Raw genomic sequence first — 13,562 nt, 5'->3', positions numbered from 1 at the left:
CCTTCAGGCGGGTCGCGCACCACAGGTCGCACAAGCCTCAGGGACAGTAGCGTGCGCCGGTGGTATCACGGAAGACCGCGTACGGGTGCGCAGGCGCGCGCCGCGCTCACGCGGGCGGAGTCCTGGGCACGGGCATCGGCATCCTTGTTGACATCGTTGTCGGCAGAGGCAGTACAGTCATGTACAGACCAATTACGACAACGTTGTCGCACCGCGGTGTCGCCACAAGCCGGCTCCACCCGCGCACGGCGTTGCCCAACGGGGTGGGCGAGGTGGGAGCGACCGGGACGGCAGGTTCCGGTCCGCCGTCATGGGAGCGCTCCCACCTCACTGCCGGTGAAAGCTAGCGCGGACGGGGGCGCCTGTAAACGTCTGGTGCGAAAGAGCGAGGGCCGCACCCCCGTTACCGGGGGTGCGGCCCAACTGCCCTACAGGATCGGTTACTTGCCGATCAGGTTGCGCAGGACGTACTGCATGATGCCGCCGTTGCGGTAGTAGTCCGCCTCACCGGGGGTGTCGATGCGGACGACCGCGTCGAACTCGACACCGCTGTCGGTGGTGACCTTCATCGTGCTCGGCGTGCGGCCGTCGTTGAGCTCGGTGACACCGGTGATGGAGAAGGTCTCCTCGCCGGTCAGGCCGAGGGACTCGGCCGAACGGCCCTCCGGGAACTGGAGCGGCAGGACGCCCATGCCGATGAGGTTCGAGCGGTGGATGCGCTCGTAGGACTCGGCGATGACGGCCTTGACGCCGAGCAGCGCGGTGCCCTTCGCGGCCCAGTCGCGGGACGAGCCGGAGCCGTACTCCTTGCCGGCCAGGACGACCAGCGGGATGCCCTGCTCGATGTAGTTGCGCGAGGCGTCGTAGATGAAGGAGACCGGGTCGCCGTCCTGCGTGAAGTCACGCGTGTAGCCGCCCTCGGTGCCCGGCGCGATCTGGTTGCGCAGGCGGATGTTGGCGAACGTGCCCCGGATCATCACCTCGTGGTTGCCGCGGCGGGAACCGTAGGAGTTGAAGTCGCGACGCTCCACACCGTGCTCGGTGAGGTACTGGCCCGCCGGGGTGTCGGCCTTGATGGCACCGGCCGGGGAGATGTGGTCGGTGGTGACCGAGTCGCCCAGCTTGGCGAGCACCCGGGCGCCGGCGATGTCCTCGACCGGGGCCGGCTCCATGCCCATGCCCTCGAAGTACGGGGGCTTGCGGACGTAGGTGGACTCGGTGTCCCACTCGAAGGTGTTGCCGGTCGGGATCGGCAGCGACTGCCACTGGGCGTCGCCGGCGAACACGTCGGAGTAGGACTTGGAGAACATGTCCTCGCCGATGGCGTTGGCCACGACGTCGTTGACCTCGGTCTCGCTCGGCCAGATGTCCTTCAGGTGGACCGGGTTGCCGTCCTGGTCGACACCGAGGGCGTCCCGGGTGATGTCCACCTTCATGGAGCCGGCGATGGCGTAGGCGACGACCAGCGGCGGGGACGCCAGGTAGTTCATCTTGACGTCGGGGTTGATCCGGCCCTCGAAGTTGCGGTTGCCGGAGAGGACCGAGGTGACCGCGAGGTCGTGCTCGTTGACGGCCTTGGAGACCTCCTCCGGCAGCGGGCCGGAGTTGCCGATGCAGGTGGTGCAGCCGTAGCCGACGAGGTTGAAGCCCAGCTTGTCCAGGTACGGGGTCAGGCCGGCCTTGTCGTAGTAGTCCATGACGACCTTGGAGCCCGGCGCCAGCGTGGTCTTGACCCAGGGCTTGCGGGTCAGGCCCTTCTCCACCGCCTTCTTGGCCACCAGCGCGGCGGCGACCATGACGTACGGGTTGGAGGTGTTGGTGCAGGAGGTGATGGCCGCGACGGTGACCGCGCCGTGGTCCAGCTCGTAGGTGGTGCCGTCGGGGGCGGTGACCTGGACCGGGTTGGTCGGGGTGCCGTTGGGGTGGACGGCCGGGGCGTCGGAGGCCGGGAAGGACTCCACGCCCGCCTCGTCGACGCTGTCGACGTAGTTGCGGACGTCCTGCTTGAACTGCTCGGCGGCGTTGGCCAGGACGATGCGGTCCTGCGGACGCTTGGGTCCGGCGATGGAGGGCACGACGGTGGACAGGTCCAGCTCGAGCTTCTCGGAGTAGTCCGGCTCGGCGTTCGGGTCCAGCCAGAGGCCCTGCTGCTTGGCGTACGCCTCGACGAGCGCGAGCTGCTGCTCGGGGCGGCCGGTCAGGCGCATGTAGTTGATGGTCTCGTCGTCGATCGGGAAGATCGCGGCGGTGGAGCCGAACTCCGGCGACATGTTGCCGATGGTGGCGCGGTTGGCCAGGCTCGTCGCGGCCACGCCCTCGCCGTAGAACTCGACGAACTTGCCGACCACGCCGTGCTTGCGCAGCATCTCGGTGATGGTCAGCACCAGGTCGGTGGCGGTGGTGCCGGTGGGCAGCTCGCCGGTGAGCTTGAAGCCGACGACCCGCGGGATGAGCATGGAGACCGGCTGGCCGAGCATGGCGGCCTCGGCCTCGATGCCGCCGACGCCCCAGCCGAGGACGCCGAGGCCGTTGACCATGGTGGTGTGCGAGTCGGTGCCGACGAGGGTGTCGGGGTAGGCCTTGCCGTCGCGGACCATCACGACACGGGCCAGGTGCTCGATGTTCACCTGGTGGACGATGCCGGTGCCCGGCGGGACGACCTTGAACTCGTCGAAGGCGGTCTGGCCCCAGCGCAGGAACTGGTAGCGCTCCTTGTTGCGGCCGTACTCGAGCTCGACGTTCTGCTTGAAGGCGTCGTTGGTGCCGAACTTGTCGGCGATGACGGAGTGGTCGATGACCAGCTCGGCCGGGGCCAGCGGGTTGATCTTCGCCGGGTCACCGCCGAGCTCCTTGACGGCCTCGCGCATGGTGGCGAGGTCCACGACACAGGGCACGCCGGTGAAGTCCTGCATGATCACGCGGGCCGGCGTGAACTGGATCTCCTGCGACGGCTTGGCCTGGGAGTCCCAGCTGCCGAGGGCACGGATGTGGTCGGCGGTGATGTTCGCGCCGTCCTCGGTGCGGAGCAGGTTCTCCAGCAGCACCTTCAGGCTGTAAGGCAGTCGGGCCGAGCCCTCGACCTTGTCAAGCCGGAAGATCTCGTACGACTCGTCGCCCACGTGCAGCGTGCTGCGGGCGTCGAAGCTGTTCGCCGACACGACAGTCTCCTTCATTCATGTGCGCCTACCACCACGATCCTGCCGCCACGGCATCTCGACCGATCCAGTAAGGTAAGGCTAAGTTAGGTGAGCCTTACCGAGTGGCGACTGTGGTGCACCCCGGCAGATATCTCGATGTCGAGATAACTCTAATACATGGGGGCCGAATGGTCATGCGCGGACTCGGGTCCGGGACCGGCCGACGGACACCCGGACCGGGTCCGGGACTGGCCGACGGACACCCGATCCCCGAGAGTGGGTACGCCACCCGGCGGCAGAAATCGACACCTGGACACGCAAAAGGGACCGGCGCGCCCTCCGCGACCGAAGCGGCGATGCGGCACGAGGCACCTGCCCCGCACGCCACGGCAACCGCCGCACACCGCCACGGAACACCGACGAATACACCCGGAAACGCCAGGAATGCCCGGAACATCCAGACCTTTCGGGCAGCACTGAACCCTTTGGCCCAGGGCTCACTGACGACTCATCACCCGAACGGACCCCCCAAGAGGCGCCATCTCATATCTGAGATAACCTCAACCCCATGGCAGACGACTACCTCGTACGCATCGGCAAGCTCATCCGTGACGCTCGGCAGCACCGGGGCTGGACGCAGGCACAGCTGGCCGAGGCGCTAGGCACCAGTCAGAGCGCCGTCAATCGCGTCGAGCGCGGCAACCAGAACATCAGTCTTGAGATGATCGCCCGCATCGGTGAAGCCCTGGACAGCGAGATCGTCTCGCTGGGCTACGCGGGTCCCATGCACCTGCGAGTGGTGGGCGGCCGCCGGCTCTCCGGCGCGATCGACGTGAAGACGAGCAAGAACGCGTGCGTGGCGCTGCTGTGTGCCTCGCTGCTCAACAAGGGGCGCACGGTGCTGCGCCGGGTGGCCAGGATCGAGGAGGTGTACCGCCTGCTGGAGGTGCTGAACTCCATCGGCGTGCGCACCCGCTGGATCAACGACGGCACCGACCTGGAGATCGTGCCGCCGGCCGACCTCGATCTGGACGCCATCGACGCCGAGGCCGCCCGCCGTACGCGGTCCATCATCATGTTCCTCGGGCCGCTGCTGCACTGGATGGACCACTTCAAGCTGCCCTACGCGGGCGGTTGCGACCTCGGCACGCGGACCATCGAGCCGCACATGATCGCGCTGCGCCGGTTCGGTCTCGACATCACCGCCACCGAGGGCCAGTACCACGCGGTGGTGGACCACGCCGTCCGCCCGGACCGCCCGATCGTGCTGACCGAGCGCGGCGACACCGTGACCGAGAACGCGCTGCTGGCCGCGGCCCGCCACAACGGCGTGACCGTCATCCGCAACGCCTCCTCCAACTACATGGTCCAGGACCTGTGCTTCTTCCTGGAAGTGCTCGGCGTCAGGGTCGAGGGCATCGGCACCACCACGCTCACCGTGCACGGCGTGCCGAACATCGACGTCGACGTCGACTACTCCCCCTCCGAGGACCCGGTGGAGGCGATGAGCCTGGTGGCCGCCGCCGTCGTCACCGAGTCGGAGCTGACGGTGCGCCGGGTGCCGATCGAGTTCCTGGAGATCGAGCTGGCGGTCCTGGAGGAGATGGGCCTCGACCACGACCGCACGCCCGAGTACTTCGCCGACAACGGCCGCACCCGGCTGGTGGACCTCACCGTCCGGCCCTCCAAGCTGGAGGCGCCGATCGACAAGATCCACCCGATGCCGTTCCCGGGCCTGAACATCGACAACGTCCCGTTCTTCGCGGCGATCGCGGCCTCCGCGCAGGGCAAGACGCTGATCCACGACTGGGTCTACGACAACCGCGCGATCTACCTGACCGACCTCAACCGCCTCGGCGGCCGCCTGCAACTCCTCGACCCTCACCGGGTCCTGGTCGAGGGCCCCACCCGCTGGCGCGCCGCCGAGATGATGTGCCCGCCGGCCCTGCGCCCCGCCGTGGTCGTCCTCCTGGCCATGATGGCCGCGGAGGGCACGTCGGTACTGCGCAACGTGTACGTCATCAACCGCGGCTACGAGGACCTGGCCGAGCGGCTGAACTCCATCGGGGCGCAGATCGAGACCTTCCGGGACATCTGAGGCTCTTCAGAAAAAGCGCCGTCACACCCGTGCTGACCTGCGTGAATGCGAGGCGGGAGGGGCGGTGGCGGCGCCTCTGGGACTTTTCTGGGACTTTCGGCAGAGACCGAAGGCTTCCTGTCCCTGCGTACTCGACATGATGAGTCATTGGAGAGATATCAGCCTGAGCGATTCACGGAAAAGACCAGGTCAGGACATGTTTCTCGGCTCGCTGTCCCGCGTGCGGGCGGCCAGAGGGCCAAACGAGCGTCATGACCGACAGTCCACGCCCCCTGCTCGGCCGCCATAATGGAGTCATGTCCTCCAGCCCGCAGCACGCCGCCCCCGCGCCGATGGACCTCTCTGACACGGACACCGAGGACCTCGCGCTGTACCGGGAGAAGTTCCGGAGGCGTCTGCCGGAGTCGCTGAACGAGTTGCGTGGCCCGACCCAGGGGGTCGTCGAGCTGCCGCTGCACATGGCCTGGTCCGGGATGACCTCGTACGACCTGGGCAAGCCGCGCCAGCGCATGGGCCTGTACCGCACCGTCCTGCACGAGGGCCTGCGCGACGACCTGCCCCGCTACCTCAACCAGGAGCTGCTCATCCAGCTGTGGCCGGTGCTGCGCACCCTCGTCGGTCTTACCGTGCGCTCCGTGTGGGAGGACGCCTTCCCCCAGCTGGCCTCCCGCCCCCGGGCAGCCGCGTGACGGACATGCCGGAGCTGCACACGCGGCTCCTGGCGGATGTGATCGCGCTCGGCTCGCCGTATCCCCTGGTCCTCACCGGCGGGTATGCCGTGCGGGCGCACCGCCTCGTGAACCGACCCAGCCAGGACCTCGATGTCGCCACCGAGAACCCGGCGCCCATGGCCGACATCGCCGCCACGCTCCGCGCCGGTCTGGAAGCCCGCGGCTGGAGGGTGCACGCGCTGGAGACCGCCCCGCTGTCCGCCCGCTTCACCGTGACCGACCCAGTCACCGGGCAGGAATGCGAAGTCGACATCCTCAAGGAGATCTTCTGGCGGCCGGTCGCCCAGAGCCCGTACGGGCCCGTCCTCGCGGAGGAGGATGTGATCGGGACCAAGGTCCGCGCCCTCGCCGACCGCGGAGCACCCCGCGATCTGATCGACGTGTTCGCAGCCTCCCGCCGCTGGACCAATGCCGAGCTCGAGGAGTTCGGCCGCCGCCACGCCCGCGGCCGCTTCGAGCGCGAGGACCTGCAGGCGAACCTCACCGGCGCCGAGTGGACCGACGACGAAGCCTTCGCCGCCTACGGGCTCGATGACGCCACCATCACCGCACTCCGTGCCTGGGCCGTGGAGTGGGCCGACGACCTCGCGGCCCGTCTCCTCGAAGAGGCCGATGATCCGGACATCGACTGATCACGTCGCGACAAGATCAGAGCGAGAACCCAGAAATGAGAAGGTGGGACAGCAATCGGTCGCGGGCTTGCCCGACGACAAGCCCGCCGGGCAGGCCCTCGGTGTGCATCTGCCGTCGAAGCACAGCTTCTTCCGCACCATCTTGACCTGGCACCGGACGTGGACGATGTCGAAGCGGCCTGGAGGACACCGGACCAGTGTCGCCCAGACGAGACGGATCCAGGTGGAGCCAAGGTTTCCGCACATTGTCAGTGGAATGTTTCCGAGAAGGTCAAAGTCGATCTCGTCGAAGTGTCCACATTTCCTGAGAGATCCCTCGAAGGCACAAGGGCAAGAGGAGGGTCGCTCGCACAGTACCTTTGCTGTGCCGAGTGCCCGGAACGAGCCCGCCTTTTGGTCACGGTCCGAGGTGCACGTACGCCGCCCACACCTCCACGGCTTCTGGTCGTTCGCGGCGACGCTCCCGCACCGCTGCGTACAGGGCGTGTGCCGCGTCGCGGGCCGTCGGGACAAGGGCCGCCCGCCCGCGGGCGCCGGAGTCTTCCAGCAGCTTCTCGTAGAAGTTCGTGGTGACGTGCCGGGCCCGGAGGCTGTTCAGCTGCCACTGTGCGGCGACGACGTGCCGGAAGCCGGCGAGCTGGAGTGCCCCGGCGAGGCTGACGGGCTCGTCGGAGTGCGCCCGTGGGGCCATGTGGGTCTGGCAGGCCGAGAGGAAGGCGAGCTCGGCCTTGTCGAGCCGGAGACCGGTGACGTCCCGGATGCGCAGGGAGTTGCTCGTGGCGTGGTCCCACAGGTAGAGGAGCCCGTCGGGTTCCTCGGGGTTCTGTTCACCGTGGCCCGCGAAGTGGAACCATCCTCCGGCCCTGAGCCGCTGTAGGACCGTCTCCCGGAGCGCGTCCTCGTCGCGCAGCGGCTCGGCCGCCGGAAAGAGTCGCGCGAGAGCGTCGATCTCCACGGCGACGTGGTCCAGCTCGGCCAGGTCGGTCCCGGGTGGTGTCCTGCCGACGCCGACGAGCAGCATGGGTGGCTTCGCGCCTGACGCTGCCCGATCAGCCTCACGGGCAGCCTTGAGGGCACGCAGCGTCGGGGTGTGGCTGGAGACGAACCGATCGGTGAGGCTGTCGCCGGCCATGCTGTCCGGGTCCAACGGGTCCTTGATCCGGGTGGCCGCATGGACCGGAAGGTGGTTGAACACGCCGGTGGGGCACCACCAGATCCGGGGCGGAAGCGTGTTTGCGTTCTTTACCGGGCTGGAGGGCAGGACCCTCAGCACGGGCTCCGCAACCGTCGTCCACAGCCAGTCCAACAGCTCGGTCAGATACGGGCGCAGCTCGATGTGCTGCTCTTCGTCCGCGTCGTCCCCTTCCTCAAGGGGATGCACGAGCCGGGACAGGGCCTGGGCACGGAGCACTGCCTTGCTGTGCCGGAACCCGGGCAGCGGAACGACCGTGAGGGCCTTGTCGTGGAGGACCAGTGCGTCCGAGCGGAAGGGGCTGGAGTTGAGGACGATGACTGGGCCGTCCTGCGCGGCGGAGAGGAGGTCGCGGTACGGCAGAGGCTTGAGGAAGTCGGCCAGATCCGGGAGTTGCCGCACCTGCTGGACAAGATGGTCCCAGTGGTGCTGACGCTGCCTTCGGTACGTTCCCGCATGCTCGGGTTCGCCGCTCCGGGCTGTGTCCTGGTCGTTGCGGAGCAGCTCCAGCTCGGCTGCCAGCCGAGGGTCCTGGCGACGTACGGCCTCCAGGTCGGCGCGCATGTCCAGGGCATGGGAGAGCAGTTGACCGCGGCCGTGTTCGAGGATCTCCAGCGCCCTTTCGGGGGCATCGGCGTGCAGTGCGATGGCGGCCGCGTCGGAGACCATCTGGGAGGTGTCGCTCAGGGCGTGCAGGCGGTCGTCAAAGGCGAGGCCGCCCCAGGCCAGCTGTGGCAGAACGGCGATGGCGGCGGTGCAGGCGTCGAGGGCTCCCGTCCAGTCGCCCCGCCCGGCCAGGAGTTCGGCGCCCTTGACAGCCGCGTTCCATCGGGTCGTCGAAGTCGCCGACGGATGCCGGGCAGCCCTCAGGCACAGGTTCGCGGCCTGCGTCACTTCCTCGGCCGACGGTGCCTCGACGCTGACGAGCGTGGTGGCGAGGAGCAGCGCAGACAGCGCCCAGGACGGATTGTCCGCATCCAGCGAGTTCACGGTCTGACGGTGGACGGCCAGCGCCTCCTCCCTGCCTCGCCGATCACCGGTGAGCTGCCCGAGGGCTTTCAGGGCTTCACCGTACTGATTTTCGATTGCCGGACGTGTGGTGTACCCGGGCGGCAGCGAGCGCAGGGCCTGTCGCAGCACCTCCACCGCACGCTCCAGGTCGCGGCGGCCGCGCTCCACGTCGTTCTGCTCGGCGTGGTAGACACCGCGGCTGACCAGGCAGCCGCCCAGATCGGACAGCAGCAGGGGGTGGTCCGGTGCTTCGGTGGGAGCCTCCTCAAGTGCGGCCTCGACCACTTCCAGTGGCTCGTCGAGCAGAGCGGGATCCTCGTCGAACAGCGACCAGGAGTGCAGGGCCGCAGCCAGGTTGCGGCGAGCGAGTCTGCCAAGGACGTCGCTCGCCGTTGTGGTGGCCACCGCCACCTTCAGATGCCCGACGCCGTGCCGAAGCTGCTCGCGGTCATGCGTGACCTCGGCGGCCTGCCGCAGGATCGTCCCGAGGTTGTGGTGCAGGACGGGCTTGTCCTGCGGAAGGAGGCCCTCGCTGTCGAGGGCGTCGCGCAGCAGCCGCTCCGCAGCGCGGTAGTCCTCTGGGCGGCCCGGAAGGGCGAGAACCAGCGCGTGGTTGGAGAGGCGTTGCGCCCACTGGGGCGCGGTTCCCGGAAACTGCGCGAGGGTGACGCCCTGGCCCGTGTGCTCCCATGCCCGCTCGTAGTCCCGCCGGTCGCCGGAGCGTTCGTACCGCAGTCTTAGCAGGTCGCCGAGCACGGTGTGCGCAACCGGGAGCTGTTGCGGGGCTTCGCGTGGTGGGCAGAGACGTACGGCCTGTTCCGCGTGGCCGATTCCGGTCGACAGCTGCTCCGGGTCTCCGGTGGCCCGGTAGAAGTCTCCGTTGAGCAGGGCGAGCTGGTTGTGAATGTGCCAGGCGTGACCAGTGCCGCTCAGCTCGGCGAGAGCCCGCTCGTACAGCACCGCCGTCTCCTGCGTGTATGCGAGACCGGCCTCGGACGGGAACTGGTGGCGGACGTCGGCCAGCAGACGCATGTGCGCCGCGTGATCCGCCGAACCGGTCGTGACCGCGGTCAGGGATTCGGTGGCGAGGCGGTGGGTCAGGGCGATGTCCGCGGGCGCGAGTTGCTCGTGCTGGGAAGTCAGCAGGAGCAACATGGCCAGACGCCACTGCACGTCGGTGCGCCATTGCGCCACGCCGGGGTCGGCGAGGCGCAGGGCGGCCTCGCAGTCGAGGCGGGCGCCTTGGGCGTCCTGCCTCTGTCCCAGGAGCCGGTAGCGGGTGAAGAGAAGACGACCGCGCAGCTCGAACAACGCTGGATCACCCTGCCTTTCACCGAACGCGCCGATGCCGCAGGAACATAGGGCGACCGCCTCCTGGCAGAACTGGTGGTCATGAGTGCTCTCGTAGCGTTCCAGCAGGAAGCGGACGCGTCGCAGGAGCAGGAGGGACCAGGTCTCGATCCCCGGGCCCGCGGTCGGGACCAGGGAACCGCCGAAGGTCTGCCGGGCCTGTCCCAGCCAGGATGCGGCCGCCGTCTCGTCGCCCTGTAACGCAGCGAGTTGGGCCGTGGTGAGGTACACCGCCGCGCGCAGGTCCGGCGCCCAGGGCTGCCCGTGCAATCCGTTCAGCATCGGTGCCAGCGACTGGTGGCAGTCCACGGTGAGCTGGGCGTCGGCCACGTCCCTGGTGGCGCCATGACGCAGGACGTGGAGCAGCATCAACATCCAACGGCGGCCGATCCAGTTCTCGGCATCGGCCGGCGGTGTACGGGCCGCGGACGCCGCCATGAGGTCGATCGATTGGTGGAGGGTGTCCGGGAACCCCGTCGCAATCCAGAGGTCGCGCTGGCCGGCTGCCAGTTGCTCTTCGAGCGCCGCTCGTTGCGGGTGCTCGGGCGTGGTGTTCCGCAGGGCGTTCCGGTAGAAGGAGACGGCGCTTTGAAGGGCCTGCACGTCGCTGGGGTTGCCGTACCAGTCCTGAAGGTCGCGGTAGGCGTACCGGCCCATGTCGGCGGCGACGAGATTCGCATCCCTGACGAACAGCAGCCGTCCCAGGAACCGTCCGAAACCGTTCAGACCGTTCGCGCGGCTCATCCGCCCCCCATCGCCGATCTCGCCGGATGCCCTAATCTGGGCACAAGGTCGGAGAGTAGCAAGGGGGCGGTATGCGGGCCGAGTTGAGTGGTCTTCGCGAGGTGTCCGAGGAGATCCTGGAGGCCGCGGTCCGCAGTCGGCTCACTCCAGAGGGCTGGGAGCAGGCGGAGGCTTCCCTGGACGCCATGTCCGGCTCTCTGGACCGGGGCGACCACGACGGATTCCGGCAGGCGCTCTTCCGGCTCGAGGACATCGTTGCGGTGATGCGCGCGCCCAGGAAGCTGACGGGCGACGCGACCGGGCCTTCGGAGCGGATCCTCGAGCGGAAGGCACTGATCCAGGATCGGCTGGGTCGGGAGGACCGCGAGAGGGAGCGCACCGAGGAGCAGAATGAGCAGTGAATCGCGCCATGCGCGTGAGGCGCTGCAGCTGCACTATTTCTTCACGTCCCAGCGATTCGGCGACACGGGAGGACGCCTGCTGCATCTCCTCTGGGAGACATGCGCGCGGGTCGGCATGGACACGGCGCTCCAGGCCGACGGAGAGCTGTCCCTTCCCACCGACCTGAGAGACGGGGTCGGTTTCCTCTTCTTGCGGCAACGGGCCGACGCCGCAGGGGCGAGGCAGGCGATGCTCTACCGGCTGCACGACGTGGTCGGACTCACCGTCATGCTGTCGGCGGACGAGGGGCCGGACCGCACCGCCGAGCAGAGCGCACAGGTGCTGCGCGCGCTCGAACGCAACTGGGAAGAGGCCTGTTCGCAAGCGGCGGCGGTGGGGAACGGCGGCGACGCCGCCACCGACCCGTCTCTCCTCGGATCGGTCCGTGTCTACCGGTCGCTCAGCGTTCCCGACGGCACCTCGCGCCCGGACTCCGCACTCATGGGAGAAGGGCTCCGTCGGGAGCTGTCGCCGCAGTCCCAGCTCTCCCGCCCGGTGGAGACGGAGAACGGGCTGACGCTGTGGGAGATCACCCGATCGGGGAAGGTCCTCTCCGCCCGCCGTGATCTCCTCCTCACCACGGTGGCGACCGACCAGCAGGAGGGTCTGCTGGACGACTGGAGCTGGCATTCCGAACACGGGGGCCTCGTGCCGCTGACGCGCTATCTGATCGGCGCCGCCCTCATCCGCGAGAACTATCGAGTACGCCTCGACAGCGCCGCTGCCTTGAGCGAACACATCGACCGGCTGAGGCGGAATAGCGAGGAGCTGACCAGGAAGTGGCAGGAGCTGACGATGAGTTCGGCGACGCGGCCCGCCATCGGTCGCCGGGCCCTCGCGCGCTGGGAGCGCATCGCGGAGCAGGCCCGGCAGGCGCTTGCCGAGGAACGGCTGGCGAGCGCGACGACCCATGGCCTGCGCACCATGACTCGCTCCTTGGAGGTCGCGTCCGCCGGCCTGCGCGTACTGGGGGCGAGCGCGGACGGTCGGCCTAGAGTCCTTGACAATGACGAGGAGCTGCGCGTGCAACTGGCCGCAGTGCTCGATGACGACGTGACCTATCTGGGCATCGCTCGGGAGCAGGTGGCCGAGGCCGCCCGTATCGCCACGGAATCCGCCGCGCAGCGGCTGCAGAGTCACCAGCAGTACCTGTCCCTCATCCAGACCACAGTCATCGGTTCCGTCCTGCTCACGCTGACCGCCATCCAGGCCCTGGCATACAAGCTCCCCGTGCCCGTCCGTCTCCACGCTCCCCTGATCGCCGTGCTCGGCTCGCTGGGGCTCATCCTTCCGCTGCTGGTCGTACGCCGTTGGCGGGGCGGGGCCGGCGGACGGATCGGTGGCGTCCTGGAGATCGGGTCCCTGGCGGTGACCGGCGCGGCGGCAGGCTGGCTGGTGGGCAGGGCCCTCGGCCACCCCATACCGAGCGTGCTGACCGGCGTGGTCCTCCTGGCCGTTCTGGGAAGCCTGCTGACACGGAAGTCGTCGCCCTGACGGCAGCCCCGGGCCGCAGGGCACGCAGCGCAACCACCCTTTCGACCGATCGAGAACGGGCGCATGCATCATGACCGCACCTCCTCCACAGCCGCCTGCCCCACAAAGGTCGGCGTGGTGGTACAAAGCACTGGCCCTGTTGATTCCCGCCATCGTCTCCGGCGTGGTGGGGGCGTGGGCGCAGGGCTGGTTCGACGGCGACCGTGATTCCCCCGCCGAAGTCGCCGAACGGCCGGTCGCCGAGACACCCGTGAACGGCCGGCCTGAGGCGGTCACCGGTCCGGCTTCCCTGTCGGCGGATCCTGATACCCACTGCGCCACCCGAGTGCAGGCCGTGGGGTCCGTGGAGTGGACCCCTTGCGCACGGGTCACCAAGAACTCGGTTCAATTCGGTGTCTTGGTCCGTAATGCCGGTGGGCGCCAGATTCTACGGCTACGTCTCGGATATGTGCGCGCCCAGCAGTTCGCACCGTGCGGAGCCGCGGACAGCGACGTCACCGCGACAGTGGAAGCCGGGAAGATCATGTGGCTGACGACCAAGGGGTGCTCTGTGGCCCGCGTCCACGCCGCAGTGCAGGCTCAGGTCGAGGTGGCGCCGAGCGAAGGCTCCTTCTCCGAGGCATCGCGCTCGCCGACCCTGCACATCCAGCCGGACGGCTCGGTGAAAACCTCGTAGCCGAACTGAGTGACTGTCAGGCTCCCTCGACCTCAATGACCTCCACGTTGGTCCAC

8 protein-coding genes are annotated in these 13,562 nt (G+C 68.5%); 6 read left to right on the top strand and 2 right to left on the bottom strand.

What is annotated here, in order from left to right; translation table 11 throughout:
- Positions 1 to 440: 440 nt before the first annotated feature.
- Positions 441 to 3,158, bottom strand: a complete 2,718-nt coding sequence (gene acnA, locus ACWC91_RS09950) for an aconitate hydratase AcnA (RefSeq protein WP_376499366.1) — start codon at positions 3,156 to 3,158, stop codon at positions 441 to 443.
- 547 nt (positions 3,159 to 3,705) lie between these two features.
- On the opposite strand from acnA, the gene ACWC91_RS09945 reads away from it, so the two are divergent.
- The 3 genes from ACWC91_RS09945 (at position 3,706) to ACWC91_RS09935 (ending at position 6,598) form a co-directional block, all read left to right on the top strand.
- Positions 3,706 to 5,235, top strand: coding sequence for a helix-turn-helix domain-containing protein (locus tag ACWC91_RS09945; protein ID WP_225075778.1), 1,530 nt, complete (start codon positions 3,706 to 3,708; stop codon positions 5,233 to 5,235).
- A 296-nt stretch (positions 5,236 to 5,531) separates the two neighbouring features.
- Positions 5,532 to 5,924, top strand: a complete 393-nt coding sequence (locus ACWC91_RS09940) for a hypothetical protein (RefSeq protein ID WP_450640859.1) — start codon at positions 5,532 to 5,534, stop codon at positions 5,922 to 5,924.
- 5 nt (positions 5,925 to 5,929) lie between these two features.
- Positions 5,930 to 6,598 (top strand): nucleotidyl transferase AbiEii/AbiGii toxin family protein, encoded by a 669-nt coding sequence (locus ACWC91_RS09935; RefSeq protein WP_450640857.1) that lies wholly within the window; start codon positions 5,930 to 5,932, stop codon positions 6,596 to 6,598.
- A 397-nt stretch (positions 6,599 to 6,995) separates the two neighbouring features.
- On the opposite strand, the gene ACWC91_RS09930 is transcribed toward ACWC91_RS09935, so the two are convergent.
- Positions 6,996 to 10,895: a CHAT domain-containing protein gene (locus ACWC91_RS09930; RefSeq protein WP_450640856.1), complete on the bottom strand. Its 3,900-nt coding sequence runs from the start codon at positions 10,893 to 10,895 to the stop codon at positions 6,996 to 6,998.
- A gap of 71 nt (positions 10,896 to 10,966) precedes the next feature.
- Between ACWC91_RS09930 and ACWC91_RS09925 the strand changes: the two genes are divergently transcribed.
- The 3 genes from ACWC91_RS09925 to ACWC91_RS09915 all read left to right on the top strand — a co-directional run bounded on the left by ACWC91_RS09925 (position 10,967) and on the right by ACWC91_RS09915 (position 13,506).
- A complete protein-coding gene (locus tag ACWC91_RS09925) occupies positions 10,967 to 11,296 on the top strand; it encodes a CATRA system-associated protein (RefSeq protein ID WP_225075782.1) in 330 nt (109 codons plus the stop codon).
- A complete protein-coding gene (locus ACWC91_RS09920; protein ID WP_450640854.1) occupies positions 11,286 to 12,830 on the top strand; it encodes a CATRA conflict system CASPASE/TPR repeat-associated protein in 1,545 nt (514 codons plus the stop codon). Before ACWC91_RS09925 ends, ACWC91_RS09920 begins: the two co-directional genes overlap by 11 nt.
- 139 nt (positions 12,831 to 12,969) lie before the next feature.
- Positions 12,970 to 13,506, top strand: a complete 537-nt coding sequence (locus ACWC91_RS09915; RefSeq protein WP_225075784.1) for a hypothetical protein — start codon at positions 12,970 to 12,972, stop codon at positions 13,504 to 13,506.
- Positions 13,507 to 13,562: the final 56 nt, after the last annotated feature.

The organism is Streptomyces sp. NPDC001204, assembly GCF_053598035.1.
This window is presented reverse-complemented; position numbering and strand designations above follow the sequence as displayed.